This window comes from Paenibacillus polymyxa M1, from assembly GCF_000237325.1.
Lineage (GTDB): Bacteria > Bacillota > Bacilli > Paenibacillales > Paenibacillaceae > Paenibacillus > Paenibacillus polymyxa_C.
In genome coordinates, this window is sequence record NC_017542.1 from 1801100 (window position 1) to 1818590 (window position 17491).

The 17491-nt window shown below is 41.9% G+C and carries 15 protein-coding genes and 1 pseudogene; 11 read left to right on the forward strand and 5 right to left on the reverse strand.

The genetic code is table 11. The annotated features are described in order from the left end of the window. Positions 1-14 precede the first annotated feature (14 nt). The 3 genes from PPM_RS08025 to PPM_RS08035 form a co-directional block, all read right to left on the reverse strand. Positions 15-356 carry a hypothetical protein gene (locus tag PPM_RS08025; RefSeq protein ID WP_025677280.1) on the reverse strand — a complete coding sequence of 114 codons (342 nt, stop codon included), beginning with the start codon at positions 354-356 and terminating at the stop codon, positions 15-17. Positions 357-459: 103 nt separating this feature from the next. Further along, positions 460-891, reverse strand: a complete 432-nt coding sequence (locus PPM_RS08030) for a hypothetical protein (RefSeq protein ID WP_025677281.1) — start codon at positions 889-891, stop codon at positions 460-462. Positions 892-1909: 1018 nt separating this feature from the next. Continuing rightward, positions 1910-2347 carry a hypothetical protein gene (locus tag PPM_RS08035; protein ID WP_013370299.1) on the reverse strand — a complete coding sequence of 146 codons (438 nt, stop codon included), beginning with the start codon at positions 2345-2347 and terminating at the stop codon, positions 1910-1912. Positions 2348-2572: 225 nt separating this feature from the next. Here PPM_RS08035 and PPM_RS08040 point away from each other — a divergent pair. From PPM_RS08040 to PPM_RS08065, 5 genes and pseudogenes are all read left to right on the forward strand, one after another. Then, positions 2573-3987, forward strand: a pseudogene (locus tag PPM_RS08040) (helix-turn-helix domain-containing protein). 206 nt (positions 3988-4193) lie between these two features. Then, a complete protein-coding gene (locus PPM_RS08045; RefSeq protein ID WP_013370302.1) occupies positions 4194-4496 on the forward strand; it encodes a hypothetical protein in 303 nt (100 codons plus the stop codon). Positions 4497-4601: 105 nt separating this feature from the next. Then, positions 4602-5333, forward strand: coding sequence for a hypothetical protein (locus PPM_RS08050; RefSeq protein ID WP_013370303.1), 732 nt, complete (start codon positions 4602-4604; stop codon positions 5331-5333). Between the two features lie 14 nt (positions 5334-5347). Next, positions 5348-5737, forward strand: a complete 390-nt coding sequence (locus PPM_RS29505) for a hypothetical protein (protein WP_025676018.1) — start codon at positions 5348-5350, stop codon at positions 5735-5737. An 836-nt stretch (positions 5738-6573) separates the two neighbouring features. Beyond that, a complete protein-coding gene (locus PPM_RS08065; protein ID WP_014599600.1) occupies positions 6574-6936 on the forward strand; it encodes a YmaF family protein in 363 nt (120 codons plus the stop codon). Positions 6937-7163: 227 nt separating this feature from the next. On the opposite strand, the gene PPM_RS08070 is transcribed toward PPM_RS08065, so the two are convergent. Continuing rightward, entirely contained in the window at positions 7164-8003 is an 840-nt protein-coding gene (locus PPM_RS08070) for a manganese catalase family protein (RefSeq protein ID WP_013370305.1), read from the reverse strand. A gap of 225 nt (positions 8004-8228) precedes the next feature. On the opposite strand from PPM_RS08070, the gene PPM_RS08075 reads away from it, so the two are divergent. Both PPM_RS08075 and PPM_RS28175 read left to right on the forward strand, forming a co-directional pair. After that, a complete protein-coding gene (locus PPM_RS08075) occupies positions 8229-9083 on the forward strand; it encodes a manganese catalase family protein (RefSeq protein WP_013370306.1) in 855 nt (284 codons plus the stop codon). A 180-nt stretch (positions 9084-9263) separates the two neighbouring features. Then, positions 9264-10601 carry an IS3 family transposase gene (locus PPM_RS28175; RefSeq protein WP_014599601.1) on the forward strand — a complete coding sequence of 446 codons (1338 nt, stop codon included), beginning with the start codon at positions 9264-9266 and terminating at the stop codon, positions 10599-10601. Positions 10602-10741: 140 nt separating this feature from the next. Here the strand turns inward: PPM_RS28175 and PPM_RS08085 are convergent, their stop codons facing one another. After that, the gene (locus PPM_RS08085) at positions 10742-11806 is read right to left on the reverse strand and encodes an HD-GYP domain-containing protein (RefSeq protein ID WP_013370307.1); all 1065 of its coding nucleotides are present in this window, start codon (positions 11804-11806) and stop codon (positions 10742-10744) included. Between the two features lie 270 nt (positions 11807-12076). Here PPM_RS08085 and PPM_RS08090 point away from each other — a divergent pair, with 270 nt between their 5' ends. The 4 genes from PPM_RS08090 to PPM_RS08105 all read left to right on the forward strand — a co-directional run bounded on the left by PPM_RS08090 (position 12077) and on the right by PPM_RS08105 (position 17339). Beyond that, on the forward strand, positions 12077-13531 hold the full coding sequence (locus PPM_RS08090) for a bifunctional metallophosphatase/5'-nucleotidase (protein ID WP_013370308.1): 1455 nt from the start codon (positions 12077-12079) through the stop codon (positions 13529-13531). After that, positions 13485-14645 (forward strand): HD-GYP domain-containing protein, encoded by a 1161-nt coding sequence (locus PPM_RS08095; RefSeq protein WP_014599602.1) that lies wholly within the window; start codon positions 13485-13487, stop codon positions 14643-14645. Before PPM_RS08090 ends, PPM_RS08095 begins: the two co-directional genes overlap by 47 nt. 97 nt (positions 14646-14742) lie before the next feature. Next, positions 14743-15873 carry a radical SAM/CxCxxxxC motif protein YfkAB gene (gene yfkAB, locus PPM_RS08100; RefSeq protein ID WP_013370310.1) on the forward strand — a complete coding sequence of 377 codons (1131 nt, stop codon included), beginning with the start codon at positions 14743-14745 and terminating at the stop codon, positions 15871-15873. A 107-nt stretch (positions 15874-15980) separates the two neighbouring features. Beyond that, positions 15981-17339 (forward strand): hemolysin family protein, encoded by a 1359-nt coding sequence (locus tag PPM_RS08105; protein ID WP_013370311.1) that lies wholly within the window; start codon positions 15981-15983, stop codon positions 17337-17339. Positions 17340-17491: the final 152 nt, after the last annotated feature.

Consider the following 17491-nt stretch of genomic DNA (forward strand, 5'->3'; position numbering starts at 1 on the left):
ATAATTGGTCTCCCTTAATCAGCAGAATAATAAATTTTGTGATCAGGCAAGGACACCACAGAAAGCGGGTATTGAGAGGTATACGGAACATCAGCCAGCTTGGTCATTTTTTTACTGCTTAAGTCGTACGTCATAACTCGCATAACCATGCCTTGATCTGCGTTCTTCCCATTCACATATTGTGTGTAGGTCATGGATAGATATTGGCCCTGACCGGCTAGAGCTGTCTTTTCCCCTGATTGGGTCTTTTGGGGTACAGCAGATTCTGCTGGTGGGGTATAAGAAGGGGAGCAGGATGACAATAAAGCGGGCACGAGCAGGGAAAGTATAAAGAATTTGTAGCGGCGTGTTCTCAAAACGATGCATTCCTTTCTGAAATAAGTGATGAATCAAACTGAATATAATGCGAAAGGGAAAAAGGATAGGACACGAGACCCTATCCTTTTTGCTATAAATATATCAGAAATTATAGGAATATCTACCTGAAAATGAAGTATACGAATGCCATGTTAAACCTAGATCCTCTACACCCGTTTTCCAAATATCAATGATTGCATCTGGAAGAGACCCATTATCGGCCTTCGAAAATTCATGGACTATATCCTTATCAGTATTCCTTACCCGAATTATTGTCCCAAACTCCGGATTATCAATGTCTCCTTTTGTTGCGCAGTCACATCTTCGGAGAGTATTTCCATTCTCACCTTGCTCGTCCGTGAAGTTGGTTCCTCTCCCTGTGCCTATAACAGAGCCATGCTTGTCTCCACTAATAGAAATTACATTATTAGATGCTCCGTATCTGTAATCCCCAGCTGGGTTTCGTGTTCCGTGTGGCAATGCATTAAGTCCATAAACATCCGAAGCCAGTCTATTTTCTTTTGGCAGGATCATGTCCTTGATAAGACCTTCGCCATCTTTAGTCCAGGTTGTGGGGCAGGGTTTTCAAAATGGTATACGGGCCGGGGTGTCTTGTCTTTTTCTCACAAATGGGGGTCAGTCCCGAAAGCTCTTGTTAAACGATGAGTAGGAAATCATAAATCAATGTGATTTACTTCGTCTTTTCAAAAAATTTACAAAAAGCATAACAAGCAGTATACAGACAAATACTGCAAAAGCAATCACGATCCACCACTGAGGGTCAATTATATACAACACGATTCCAATAAGAAGAACTATTGTTGTTATTGCAATTCTCACTTTCAACATTGTGCTTTTACTTATCCGAGGCTCCAATTTTCGTATTGTAATTTGAATTATTATAGCAAGTACAATGAAAAATATTGAAGTGAATGAATTATAGATAATACCAGCTCCATTTAGTCATTATGCCTATCACATGCTCCAGCGGGGACTGTTAAAGATGGGAATTAAGAGTTGCTTGTGATGGAGTATCCTGTCTACATCAAGTTTATCGTAATTCCCTTTCCCCCATCTTGGATTTTAAGGGATTGTGCAAGAAGTCCTGCTTCTGACCCTGCACCTATTAATGCGCCAACAACACCCGATCAAACAACTGTTATTACGGAATAGACTAATACGGATACAGTTTCTAAGTAAACACTAAATGCTCTACTGGCTAAGCTAGTAATAGAGGAGCGTACAAAGGTACGACTGTGAGAGAGGTTCCGCAATAGATTTAGTGATTGGTATTAGATAAAGAAAGCCGGAGAGAGAATCTTCTTTTCCGGCTCTTTGGCATGGCGACAATCAGTACAATTACTTGTTCAGCAGCATGAATTTATTGATGAAACCCTCCTCTTGTATAAAGATGGGGGTTTGATTTTCGATGTGAAATCATAATAATATACGCCGCATCCTACTTCCTGTTTTTCTGAGAAGTGCTACCTAAATAATAAACTCCCTGTGTCTCGAACATAGTCACTAGATGTTCCACGATTTTTAATTTTTATTATCGTATTCTCCGTATGTATAAGTCCCAGTTGATTTCTTTTTGATCAGGCAAGATAATATCTTTGATAAAACCTTCGCCGTCATAAATAACTTTTAAACCAGGCTGAGGATCAGGGTTATCAATATGATATACCGGCAGTGATTTGGTTGCTTCTTCGATCTCTTTATCCTGTTGTTTTTCTTTTTCTAGCTCAACTTGTTGTTCAGCAGTAAGTGGGGCAATAGCAGCTTTAGATTTTTGCTGTTCAGGTACTGGAGTTCCTTTTTCCAATACAACCATGTTATTGTTCTCATCATATTGGATGATTGTACCCGCTAACATTTGGTCAGGGATTTTCCCCCCTTTCTCAGCATGAGAGATTGCCGGGCTGGCGACTACCAAAGAAATGAGTAACGTTGCAGCTAGAAAAGCTTGTGGTAGAAATTTTACTTTCAAACAAAACGCCTCCTTGAAATATTTGTGAATCAATAAATAGCATAAACGGGTCTATTAATATCGTCAACCTTTTTATGGAATATATGAATATATTTAATAGATTCGTGGACAGGTAAAGGCTTTAAATGAAAAAAAGGAAAGGTATTGACATCTGTTAAATTATGGATGACAATAGAATGCAATAATAAAAAGTTTTGGAATTTCTGTGTAGAAGGTGGATATGATATGAAGCATACACCTACGATTCGAGCAGAATTAGATAAATATATACAACAAAAAGGTTTGAGCCTAGCGCAATTCGGACAACTTGCAGGCATGAATAGGGGGATAATAAGTGCTATTGTAACAGGAAACAAGTCAATGTCTGTTAACCAGCTAGACCGAATCACTGAGGCTATGGGTTTACCAGAGGGAGAGTTTTACGATCTGTTTATAGAAAACTTCATCATCGACCATCCCCCGAATATGAGGCGAATCGAGCCATTTTTGTTTCGCTGTGCGGAGTTGGACAGGTTGGATGCGATCCGTCGAGTAGTTGGAGCCATCATGGACAATCTCCTGTATTCACCCAAGCTATTTGAAATTGCAGAAGGATTATTGTCGCAGGGACGATTAGAAGCGGCATTGATACTCTATGAGGGAGTAGCTGAAGCGGAGAGATATCAACATTCTGAACGCTTGGCAGTCTGCCAATATCGTATATTCACAATTCAAGTTGGAGAGGATCAAAACCGTAATCTCGAGGCAGCAACGCTACTTGAACCCTTTGTGGAACGTCTTGATGAAATGGAACAGCTTGACGCGCTGAAGGATTTAGCTAACGTGTACAGATCTCTGCGTAAATGGGACAAGGTAGAGGAAATAGCAAAATTAATGAGGGCTAAAGCGGAAATTCAATATAATTTGAAAAACGAACATAAGAGTCGAGAACATACTGAATGTACTGATAAGCTAAACCGTCCATTGTTTGTATACATTTCCTATGCTGACCTGCTGTGTGCAGGTGTCTACGAAGCCCAAGGCGATTACCACCAAGCTCTACAATATACATACGCCTATGCTAATTTAGATTGGGTTAAAGAGACAGACGAAGATACCCAACACTGGATTGGTTTGTTTAGGTACTGGGCAGAAGCTAATATTATTGTCAATAAGCTTTTATCCGGAGATATAGAGGTCCTGCAAGAATATATTGAATACATCGACGCAGCGAAGGATACAACCCAAGAAGATCGGATTATTCAACTACTGAACATTATGATAACGGCTAACCGATATGATATCGACGTTAGTGATATAATTAAACAATTTGAAACTGACATTGTTTCATTATCACAACACTCATCAAGTGATATATATACTCAACAAGTGGTACCAGATTATTTTGCGTGGTGTGGTTATGAGTTGGCCCATTATTATTTACATCGAAATTCTTACGATGATGGTTTTAAACATTTGATGTATTCTATGGTAAGTTATCATACACTAAATAATGAGACTTATTTCATAAATTGTATGGGGCTCTTTTTACATTTTCGAGAACATGCGAGTCTTGAAACCAAAAAAAATTTTTAAATCTTATTGAAAAGGTGTGGATGAACAATGTTAAAAAAAATGGCACTGGTGATCGTCGCGGCTAGCTTTTTGTTAATTGTTACTGTACCTATTCATTCGCATGGCATAGAGCCTCAAGTACAGCATGGAGGGGCTTATACATAAGTAAAGCAAATCCCCGCTAACCTTAACTGAACTGTGACCCGTAAGATGGACACTTTGAAAAAAGTGACCCACTTACGGGTCATTTGTGTTTTAATCAAACAATAAAGAGGATTGTGAGGTAAGATTCATGAGCAATAAGAGAGGTGCTTCCAAATCCGGTGGTGAACCAATCGAGTTTGTAAAAGGTGAGATCATTGGCTTTACTTATAAGAATAATAGTTCCATAAACCTTTCAGCTAAGTCTCCAAACTTGGCTCATTCGCTACATATTCGAAGCAAAATTCCGCTTCATTCGCTTCCTTCAGTTGTAGACAATGCGGATAATTCCAACATGCTGTATACATGGGCAAGCACAGAATATAAACCTGATACTGAAGATTACTATCGCAAATGTAATATCCAAATCGTTAGAAATGAAAACACAATTTGAGATATTACGTTTACACACGCTTACGTAGATGAGTATCAAGAACAGATTGATACCAGTAAAGAGATCATTGAGTTTGAACTTGTTTTAAAACAAAAAGAAGATCAATTGGGAAAAATACAGTACAGTCCTCAGGTAGAACCTAAGGAAACAAGAGAACAGGATGAGTCTGATGCCTCGAAAAAAGTATTGGAAGGTGCATACAGTAAGAATATGTTAGTGTATGCAGGAAATAATACTTTTCCGTTTGAAAATCCGATGGTAGAACTAGAAAAGACTTGGGTGCGAGGCGTAGAGAAGGTAAAAGATTCAACAGATACTGTAATACATTATCCTGATCGTAAAGCATTTGCATTAGTAGCTGTTCCTATAGCTCGAAAGAAGTACGGGGACATCACAGCCAATTTACTTCAACATTCACTTGACTACAAACCAGGAAATTTACACTTTAACGAGTGGTCGTATGAGGCACAGCAAATTAAAAAATCTAAAGAGCACATCGCAATAGTTAATGAAGAAGTCAAAAAAGCTAACGCTAATAAAGTTAAAAGTTTTTCTTATAATGGATCTGAGCAATTAGAAAGTGATAGAGATTTATATAATGCTTTTCACAAAATGAAGTACAAAATAGATGGAACATATGTAAACGGGCAATGGAAAATTACTACAACGTATTCTGATGTCTATAATTTTGAGTATAATTTTAAACAAATGTTTACTGGGAACAACAAACTTGGTTGGGCTGCAGCAAACCTAACAAATTTAATGGAATCATGGGGAACACTAAATGAGTATACGTCTTATGTAACAGTTACTGATACAAAAAAAGCTTGGAAGTGAGGTGTGAATTGCGGATGAAGCGTAGATATATCTTTATTTTGATCTTGCTCTCTCTACTAGTTATAACTACTACTATAATTTTTTTAGTGAATTTGGGGGATAATACGAAGTATAAATACCCATCAGGCAAAGATACCGTAGAATATTTTGGTGACGGGACTTTTCAAATTTTGAGAGGGGGGCCGCAAGACCCTTTAATACTTTATAATCATCTTGCTGATCCACTGGAAAAAGCTGTTGATAATATTGTGTCATATAAGATAAAAAAAAATATCGTATACGTGGTTGGTGAAAATAGCTTTATTAAATTGGATTCAAATACCAACACATACGTGAAAAAGAAACGGATTTCCGACTTTACTCCCAAAGATAGAGAGATATTTAATGAATTAATGGAAAAATAAAAGTAAAGTCTCCAGACTTACCTAGAGCCTTTTTGTGGTGTAATCTGGATTGTGTGACAAAACCGCTATAAAGGGCGAGGTGATGCATAGATGCATATTGAATTTATTACATCTGATTCTACTGATAAATTACGAGACGCTTGTTATGAGTATAATTATAAAAAATATGAAAGTGTACAGCGTGACAGGCGTATATGTAAGAATTTCAACGGAAGAACAGACGTGCAAGATCATCTGGAAAGATCATAGTTTGAAATTGCTGACCAATGATGATGTTACAAAATACTTGATAATGATTTTTAGGCAATTTCTTAGAGACATTCTTAGTAAAACAATAATGGCTACTGGAGTATGAAAACAGCTTATTTCTAGAGTCAGGTGATCAATATTGAAAGGAGGTTGTTTTAACCGCTCCTGTGAATTTGGAAAGTAATTTGCGTAAATACATAGTAGAAATGACTAAAGGCCAACGAGCTACTTTGGTTCTGGATGGAGCGCCTGTCTAATATTTGTTTTAAAGGAGGTACTGGATGGGAAAAGAAAGGATGAATGTTAATTGTCAAAAAAACACTATATATAATAGTAGAAAAAAATTAAGCTTTCAGTAAAATGTGATACCACGCATGATACCGAAAGCTATTAAGTCTAAAGAAAAATTGTTAATTTAGCTGTGCGTATAACATTAATCCCCCCAATTGAGCGGTAGTGTAGAAGGCGAACTTTTTAAGTTCGTCTTCTTTTATTTTTTCTGTGACCGCAGATAGTTGCCTAGCACTTATGTATGTTTGCTTAATAGGATGTTGTGAGCGACATAAACATAAGGAGGCAACCAACAGATGCAGAAGAATAAACCTGTAGTAAAGAAGAAGACAATCTCTTCTAAACAGACACAAAGGCATGTACATGAATTTGAAGGTAGTACCAAACTGGCTGAAGAAGGTGCAGACCGACATAACCACCGCTTTGCAGGTGTTACTGGGCAAGCGATTCGAGTTGGAAGAAGTCATGTCCACGAAATTGATCTTACAAAAACTGATTTCGTGAACCACTTTCATAATCTGAGAAGGATTAGAACAGGACCAGCTATTCCAGTCGGAAATGGAAAACACGTACATTTTGTTACGGGCCAAACTACATTAAATGATGGTCATGTACACCAGTTTAATTTCGCAACATTGATTGAGGCACCTCTTGTTTAATGAACGGTAGTTTGACTAAATCAAAAAGCTCTGCTAACCATAATTGGTCGGCAGAGATTTTTGGTCTTACATTGATTCTATACTTCTTGCTTATGATCAGCTGTAATTTGATGTGCTTTATGATAAGCCGTCTTATGTGCACTGTAAGTATATATTTTTGTTTCATTTTATGGTTAGTGTCACCAATAAGCAATCTTTAATGTTGGGAAGGCTCGTCTGTTACACGTTTATTTATCTGAAGTTTTATGGTCTAAGTCATGATGTAACTCGGTTGCTGGTATTTTGGCATTATAGATCTGGCCTTTGGCAACGGGGTTAGAGATGTATACATAGCTCCCGGTTCCATCCGGTGCACTTCCTGTTGCCCACAGACCTTCACTAGATTCTTCGCCTTCAGACAAGTTCCAAAACTCATATGCCTCAGGCTGAGATTCTTGCTCTGCTTCAGGAGGAAAGGAAGCCGGTACCACAACACCATTTTTTTCTTCTAATTCTTGGATTGCCGCCAGCCATTGATACTGATGATAGCGGTCGCGTGCTAGCATTTTCCGCAATGTAGCCCTAACGCTTTCATCTTGGGTCATATGATATAGTCTTGCTACCTGCAATCGACCTTGACTCTCTGCATGCAGGTTGGACCGCATATCTGCCAAAAGATTACCACTCGCAACAATGTAAGAACCGTTCCATGGAACTCCATTTGAATTAGTAGGTAATCCGCCCAGACCACTGACGAGTAGGTGTTGCGGGTTAATTCCCCCCATAATGGCAGCTGTAACAGGGTCTTTGGCAGCTTGCTCCTGATCTTCTGGTTTAGCCCCATCAAGTAATTGACTAATTAAAGCACACAGCATCTCCACATGCCCTATTTCTTCTGTTCCAATATCCATTAACATATCTTTATATTTTTCATCACCGCGACAGTTGAACCCTTGAAACAAATATTGCATCATCACGGTCATTTCTCCGAATTGGCCTCCCAAAACTTCTTGTACCTGTCGGGCAAATAGAGGGTCAGGTCGCTCTACTTTCACTTCGAACTGCAACTCTTTTTGATGTCTAAACATAATTAGTCCTCCTATAGGTTAAAAGCAGTTTAGTGAATCCAAGCTATATTAACCCATTCAATGCGCAACAAAACGAGGAGCTGCTTAACAACAAATATCCCTAATACTAGACTGATAGGAGCCTGCATAATAATAACCTTTCTGTTTCTTTGTCTTGTATAAAAATGATAAAAATGGGTAGCATATGTTTTACTTCAAAATAAAAGCTCTGAGGGGGTTTTGGTATTGTATTTTTATAAAGAAGATTTGATTAACTTAATAGTGCCCGATAAACCCGACCCAGCTGCTGCAAAAGTGATTCAGGAGGTATTGGGTGGTCGATTTGGAGAAATGCGTACGATGATGCAGTTTTTCTTTCAAAGTAATAATTTTCGTGGTAATGCTGTGCAGTATAGGGATTTGATACGAGGAGTTTTCCTAGAGGAGCTTAGTCATGTTGAACTGGTCCAACATACCATAAATCAACTTCTGACTGGCTCAGGCGAAGACCAAGCCGGCGATGCTGGAATTGATCATGCTCCTTTGGATGAAGCGATAAAACATGCCAATCCTCATCATTTTATTATGGGAGCTCAAAGTTCCTTACCCGTTGATGCAAGTGGTAACCCTTGGTTAGGCAGTTATGTCTATTCCCACGGCAATCTGATTAGTGATTTGCTTGATAATCTCGTACTCGAATCTACAGGGGTTCTGCAAAAATCCCGAATTTACGAAATGAGCTCGAACAAAACATTCCGGGAAACATTAGCTTTTTTGATTGTACGAGATAATGCTCATCAAAATGCGTTTGCCAAAGCGTTAGAGACACTTGGAGTAGATTGGGGCAAATTGTTCCCGGTTCCAAACTACGATATTAACAAGTATCCAGAATGTCGGAAGTATGTTGAAATGGGCTTTCACAATGCACAGTTTAATTTTCGATTGGATTCTACCCGTATTGGAGAAATATTCAATGGGCAAACGCCAAGCAGAAACGGTGGAGATTTGAGTGTCATTGACCCTCCAGAAGGCTTTCCTCTTCCGTATATGCCTGAATTGCCTAATGAACATAGCCCAGGCCTACAAGATCTTAACTCCTAGGATTAAACAAGCAATACAGAGTAATTGGGCTAATGTTTGTAATACAAAAAGAGGCTGTCCTTTGTAGGAAAAACCTACGGATGAACTGTGACCCGTAAGATGGACACTTTGAAAAAAGTGCCCTCTTACGGGTCTTTTGTGTTTTAATCAGATTATAAAAGTTTGTGGGGATGAAGAATTATGAGAAAAATCAGACGAGTTTTTACGGAGCAAGAGATCAAGGCGCTGGAGTCAAATCCATCCGTTCTTCGCGTATCAGAGAAGAATATCACGTATTCTCCTGCCTTTAAGATTGCAGCCGTACAGGCCAATCAAGCAGGGCATACACCCACGGAAATCTTCGTACAGGCAGGATTTAACGTCGAACTCATTGGACAGGAGACGCCAAAAAGATGTCTGGATCGTTGGCGAAAAACATATGCTTCTTCAGGTGATGCGGGGCTGCTGGAAGAGCGTAGGGGGAAGGGAAGCTCAGGAAGACCGGCTAGTCGTGAGCCATCGGCTGAGGAAAAACTCCGTCTTGCTGAGGCACGTATCAAGCTTTTGGAAGCCGAGAATGAACTCTTAAAAAAGCTAGAAGCGCTCGAAAGGCACAAAGACAACAATGAATTACTAGCGTCTTCCGAGCGCTTTCAGCTCATCAATCAAGTTGTTCGTAAACATGGATTGAGACGTGTGATTCGCTATCTTTGTAAGCTTGCTGAGGTAAGTACGAGCGGGTACTATCGCTGGTGTGCGGCAGAAGAACATCGCCAGCTTCGAGAAGCTGCCGATGAACGAGACTTTTTACTGCTGAAGGCGCACTTTGATGCACTTCGAGGGAAGGCTGGCGCGCTGGTCATCAAGATGAGGTTAGAACGTCTTCATGGAATCGTTATGAATCACAAGAAAATTCGCCGTTTGATGCGGAAATTCAAACTCGTTGCTGTGATTCGTCAAGCGAATCCCTATCGTAAAATGGCTAAAGCCACACAAGAGCACCGCACCTGCCCGAACCTCCTGAAGCGTCGGTTTGACCATGGAGAGCCTGAAAGGGTATTGCTAACCGACATTACTTATATGCATTATGGAAATGGCCAGCGGGCTTATTTGTCCTGTGTAAAGGATGGTGCAACAAAAGAAATCTTAGCTCACTATCTGTCCTCTTCTTTGAAATTGTCTCTTGTCCAACAAACACTGAAGCGACTGCTTAACCGTTTAGGCGGGGAAGTCCATCCGGAGGCTATCTTTCACTCTGATCAGGGATTCCATTACACACATCCTGAGGTTCGTTCCATGATCGCTAAAGCTGGCTTTAACCAATCGATGTCACGCAAAGGAAACTGTTGGGATAATGCTTCTATGGAGACGTTCTTCGGGCATATGAAGGATGAATTAGAGTTCAAGGATTGCTCATGCCTACAAGAGTTGCGAGTTCGTGTCAACGAATACATCACTTATTACAATACCGAACGGTTCCAATGGACATTAAAAAAGATGACTCCTGATGAATACAGAAGTCATCTCATTGCTGCTTGATGAATAGGGACCCTTTTTCAAAAGGACCCACAAATGGGGTCACAGTTCAGGATTAAAGGACAGTCTCTTTTTATTCGTGTAGCCTGTGCTTCGGTAAAACATTCCGTACAAACAAAGTAACGCCGGGTGGCAGTGGCAGATCAGGATTCCAGATAAATTTCGTCAATGTATACATGGCGTTCCTTTGACAAATCTATATATTCATTATCGTTAATTCTTACTAAGGGTCTGAAGTAATCCACAGGATTGTTCAGAATAATAGTTCCTGTCTGGCCTGTAGTCAATAGAACCTGCTTATTAATAAAATTCGGAAGCATATGTCTGATGAACACTTGGGTAGTTTCTGGATTCAGATGTCCAAAACTCATACTGTGCAGCTCGCGTAATACGGTGAGCAACTCCTGTTTTGTCTGATACACACGGTTGGAAATCATCGCGCTGTATACGTCGGCAACAGCTGTTATGCTGGCAAAAGGATGAATCTCTTCTTTGAACAGTCCGTGGGGGTATCCACTTCCGTCTTCGCGTTCGTGATGCTGCAAGGCGACAATTGCTGAAATATCATCGCTGGTTGAATTGCGAATAATATCATAGCCATACAGAGAATGTTTCTTCATCTCATGAAATTCTTCAGGTGTTAGTTTATCTGGTTTATTTAAAATTTCATCCGGTATCATGGACTTGCCTATATCGTGTAAATATCCAGCTTTGCCCGCGGCATATGCCTCTTCCTCTGTATATCCAAGCCAAGTGGCAATGTAATATGACAGTATACCTACTTGGAGAGAATGGTTATAGGTATAGTGATCTCCCCGTTCCATAATTAACAGCAGAGATACGACATCTTTTTGACGAGCCAGCTCTGAAACAAGAGGGGCGAACAGCTCATCAACTCGATGTTCATCAAATTTTCCAGTTGAGGAAGCTTCGAGGAACATGCTTTCAAAGCCACTGATCGTTTGCTCCATAAGGGGAACGGCGCGTTTGAGGGACTCGGGGGAAGCAGGAACATCGGGGGCAAAGCCAACCGGAATGCTCGTAGAACCAGCATCAATGTCAATATAATCGACACCATGCATAATGAGCTTGGAAATATCGTCATGCTGAAGCTCGGTGCCCTGAATCAAGACAGGTACACCGTGCCCATTGTATGTATCGGATTTGAGGCGATCTCCCGGCTTGGCATCGGTAACGTGAACTCTCATGTGCTAACCTCCTTGTCGTAAATTTGTCGAAAATACGAAACAAACTTAATATATCAAGAATTATATGGGATGACAACGACTAATTTACTATTATTCCAAGCTGTAAAATAGGTCCCAAGGACCCGTCTCCTCTGAGTTACATATAGAAGGCAATGTCAATGATTTTCACTATCTATGTCCACCTCATATGTACCATATTGCTAAATAACATGGTATGCTTAAACATTAGAAGCTCCAAAGTCGATATATAAAATATAGAGGAGGGCGGTTATGGAGATGACGACTCGGCAAACGTTGACCATTTTGCATACCAATGATATCCATAGTCATTTTGGCAGTATGCCTTCGATAGCCGCGATGATCAATGAACGAAGAGCTGCATCAGGGGATGCGCTACTTGTACTGGACATAGGAGACCACATGGATCGGATGGCCCCCGAAACGGAAGGAACGCTCGGTGGGGCAAATGTGGATGTGATTAATCTGACAGGATACGATGCAATTACGATCGGTAACAATGAGGGACTAACTTTTACCTCGGATATGATTGAACAGGCATATGCGGGCATTCATTGTCCAGTCGTATGTGGCAATCTAACAGAGCGTGCTACGGGGAGGATTCCTTCGTGGATGAAGGAATCCGTTATTCTAAACAAAGCAGGAATCAAGATCGGTTTACTAGGTGTGACGGCTCCTTTTACAGAGTTTTATCAATTGCTGGGCTGGGACGTGCTCGATCCGTTTGAGGTGCTGGGGACGCAGATCGCGGCACTCAGAAAGCAGGTGGATGTGGTGGTCGTGATGTCTCACCTAGGTTTACCGTCTGATGAGAAATTAGCGTCCCAGTTTCCTGAGATTGACGTTATTCTTGGTGGTCACACCCACCATGTGCTGGAGGAACCGCTTCGGATCGGGAACACCGTTCTATGTGGGGCCGGGAAGTTCGGAACGTTGCTCGGTGAAGTGACACTAACCCGTAACCATAGTCTTGAACCGTTTCGAGTTACCTCAGGCGGCGTAGTTCCTATGGATCAGACGCTGCTAGACGAAAAAGTGGCATCGGCCATTGTGTTGCATCGCAGACAAGCAGAACGCGCCATGGAGAGCACGGTAGCAGTAACAGATCGGGAATTGGAGATCGCCTATAATGAGGAGTCCCCTTTCGGGAATTTGCTGGCACAATCGGTGTCCCATTTTACAGGAACCGAAATTGCCCTCGTCAATGCAGGTCAACTGCTTGGCCCCTTGCCTCAAGGAGATATTAGCAAAGGAATACTGCATTCCTTATGCCCATCGCCGATTAATCCCTGTGTTATGAAGTTGCGGGGAAGAGACATTCGGTTGGCCCTAGAGCAATCTTTGCTGCCTGAATTTACAGACAAGCCCATGTCGGGATTTGGCTTCAGAGGCAAAGTGCTGGGCACGATGTGTGTGGAAGGGTTGACCATTCAGTTTGATCCGGACCGTGCTCCTTATGAAAAAGTGACGGACATTCGTGTAGCGGGTCAACCTTTGGAAGAAGATGAGGAATACACAGTGGGCACGTTGGATATGTTCACTTTCAAAGCAGGCTATAAGGTGCTTGCGAACGGAACAGATCTCCGATTTATGCTTCCAGAATTTTTACGGGATTTGATTGAAATGGAGTTGAAGCGTCCGGGCGCGATGGAAGAATGTTTTGCAGCTAGGTGGCTTCAGGTATCAAAACAATCGGGAGAGGATTAAGCTGCGACTGGTACCTGTTACATTATTGAGAGCCGGCATGAAGCTGGGCAAAAAAATATACAATGAAAATGGAATGGTGCTGCTCTCGGAAGGTGTTGAGCTTACTTCGCGATTGATTGAACGTCTAGGCCAAGTCGGAATTGGATATGTATACATTGAGGATGCTGTGACAGAAGATATCGTCATACCCGAGATGATCCATGAACAGACAAGGGTGGCGGCGCTACAGGAAATCAAAAAGCAGTTTCAGGGTTTGTCATCCTACTCCGTAGATCATAAGCACAAATATTTTGGCAAGTCATTTTATAAGGTCATGGAATCCATTCTGGACGATATTGGAGGCCGCCAGGATGCCATCATTATGTTGATGGATATCGGGGCCGCGGATCAGGATTTGTATCATCATTCTTTGAATGTATGCTTGTATTCACTAGTCCTGGGGATATCCAATGGCTACGATAATAATCAGCTCATGGAGCTAGGGATAGGTTCATTACTGCACGATATCGGTAAAATGAAGATTTCACCTCAAGTGCTCTATAAGCCAGGTAAATTGACGGACGAGGAATATGAGCATATGAAAACACATACAGTGATCGGCTATAAGCTACTTAAAGACGAACCCGGGATTCCCTTGTTGTCAGCTCATTGTGCATTACAGCATCATGAGCGTATTGACGGTAGTGGATACCCACACGGTTGGAAAAAGGACCAAATCCACGAATATGCGAAATGGATCGGTCTGGCGGACTCGTATGACGCGATGACGGCAAGTCGAATCTACAAGCAGGCTTTGTTGCCTTATGAAGCAATGGAGGTGCTATACGCCGGGGCAGGAACGCTGTATGAGCAGCGGATGCTGGAAGCCTTTCGTGACTGTGTAGCTATTTACCCTCTGGGGCTTTCTGTAATGCTCAACACAGGGGAAGAGGGAGTCGTAGTGCGTATACATCCCAAAATCCCGCAAAGGCCTGTCATTCGTATTGTAAGAGACCGGGATGGGCAGGAACTGAAGGCGCCTTATGATGTGGATTTGTCCGTATCCCTTTCGGTTATGATTACAAATACATTAGGCGCTGCTACCGGCCCTTTCGGAGGAGTACGCGTAGATTAGCAGAGGATGTGGAAGAAAGCATGCAGGCACTTTACACATCATGATATGATAATTATACGTCTTTTGAGGTTAATAACAGAAATAAGGTGAAAACATAATGACAGTTCTACAAAATAACACACTACCCCAAATATCGCCAACGTATGATCCGTGGGACCCGATTGTCTCACTGCGTACACATGGTCGTCATTTGCTTACAAGTGTGGAAATGACCGTAACACATTTATGTAATATGCGCTGTGAGCATTGCGCTGTCGGCGATATGTTGGTTATGAAGGAGGCCCCTTTCCTTCCTTTAGATTTGATGCTGAAGCGGCTGGATGAAGTTGAGCATCTGGAGACAATAAGTATTACAGGCGGAGAACCTGCATTGCTTGATAAAACAGTGGACGATGTGATCGTTCCGCTGTTGAAGTATGCTAAAGAGCGCGGTATTCGTTCGCAAATTAACTCCAACCTGACATTGGATATCAGAAGATATGAGAAGATGCTTCCGTATCTGGATGTCATGCATATATCGTTTAATTATTTAAATGCAGACGATTTTTATGAAGTGGGATTTGCAAATACCGGACGTCCGACTCCACGCGCGGGTGCTGTGCGCCTGTATGAAAAAATGATAGAGAATGCACGCAGATTGAGCGAAATGGGGATGTTCATTTCAGCTGAGTCCATGATTAATTATCGGACACATACGAAGCTAGAAGGCATTCATCAGTTGATCAACGAAATGGGATGTCGCCGACATGAGGTTCATCCGATGTACGCATCGAATTTTGCTTCTGCCTTGCCTGTACTGTCCCTTGACGATATGCGGAACTCTATTGATAAGCTGCTGGATGTGCGAAATCAGGACATGTGGATGTTATTTGGTACACTACCGTTCTTTGCTTGTTCTGAGCGGGAGGAAGACCGTAAATTGCTTCGTCGCTTGCGCCAAGAACCGAATATTACGGTGCGTAATGATCCAGACGGAAGAAACCGTGTAAATGTGAATATGTTCACGGGTAGCGTATATGTGACGGATTTTGCAGACATTCCAGCTTTCGGAAATATTCAGGAGAACAGTCTGGACAATATTTTCGGTGAATGGCTGAATGAGCATCCGCTGAATCAGACCGTGAACTGTCATTGCGATGCGGCTGCCTGTTGCGGGCCGAATCTACTCGTAGCGGATATGTATTACAAGGGTGTAGACTTTAAATCAAGAAAAGCATTGCAATTATAAGCATTTTTACATGATTCCAATTCCAGGTTTCCAATCATAAATATTGAATTGAATAGCTTGCAAGTCGAATGGTGCAAAATGCTAACTAAAGAAATGGGGAGTTCGTATTGGATGGTCATACCGAGTTTCATTGGGGATTGCTAGGGGTGAATCTCTTCTTGGTACTGCTGCTTGTCTTTCTAAATGGTGTCTTTGTGGCCGCAGAGTTTTCGCTGGTCAAAATGCGCCAATCCCGATTGACGCAGCTCCAAAGTGAGGGGCATCGCCTGGCAGGCTATGCGCTAAAGGTGAACCAAAAGTTGGATGCTTATCTGTCTGCCACCCAATTGGGCATTACGCTGGCTTCATTGGGGCTAGGCTGGATTGGTGAGCCAGCAATATCCGGCTACCTGATAGAGCCACTCATGCACAAACTCGGTGTAACTGACGGTACACTGATTACAACGGTATCCGTTGTCGTCGGATTTTGCGTAATTACTTTTTTGCATATTGTATTGGGCGAACTGGCTCCCAAGTCTTTGGCGATTCAAAAGACCGAAGGAGTAGCGTTGTTTTTATCGGCGCCCTTGCTGCTTTTTTATAAGGTTTTTCTCCCTGTAATCTGGGTGTTGAATGCTGCCGCAAACATGCTGTTACGGGCATTCGGCATTCAGCCGGCCAGTGAAGCCGAAGCGGCACATTCGGAGGAAGAGATCCGTATATTGATGAATCAGAGCGCCAAAAGCGGTGTAATCGATAAGGATGAAATCAAACTGATGGATAATATCTTTGATTTTTCCGACTTGCTTGCTCGTGAAATCATGTTGCCGCGTACGGATATGGATTGCTTGTACACGAATTTGTCGTTTAAGGAAAATCTGAAGATTATCAGTGAAACCAAGCATTCCCGTTACCCGGTAGCGGTGGAGGATAAAGATCAGATTATCGGTTTTGTTCATATTACAGATCTTCTGTTAGCCGAGCAGGGCGAACAACTGGATCTGGCCTCAGTGGTGCGTCCAATTCTGAATGTGCCTGAGTCTATGGAAGTAAGTCATGTGCTGCGCCTTATGCAGAAAAAGCACTCCCAAATGACTCTCGTGGTGGATGAATACGGCGGAACCGCCGGTCTGCTGACAGCGGAGGAAATTCTGGAGGAAATCGTCGGGGATCTCTATGATGAGTTTGAAGATGAACGTCCAAGCGTGGAAATGAAGGAAGACTTCATCTCTGTGGACGGTCGTATGCTCATTGAGGATGTGAATGATTTGACTGGAGTGAACATTGAAGACGACGAGGTGGACTCCATCGGAGGCTGGCTGTTCAAGGAATTAGAAGGCAGTCCGGTGAAAGGGAAGAAAATAGAGTTTTATAATCTGACCTTTGAAGTGGAGGAAGCAACAAGGCTTCGCATCATGAGAGTGAAAATTCACCGCAAACCTGATCTGGTCAATGAAGATAATCTTTCTAGCGATGAGGAGTCCTGATCCACAGAGATAGGTATAATTAGTTCAGATATGTAAGTTATATAGAGTGCTGAAGAAAGAGCCTTTAAATCCACATTATCGTGGTTTTAAAGGCTCTTTTTGAATTTTATTTCTTTGAACCCATTTTTTTGTTCGAGACTTGGGCGATGCGG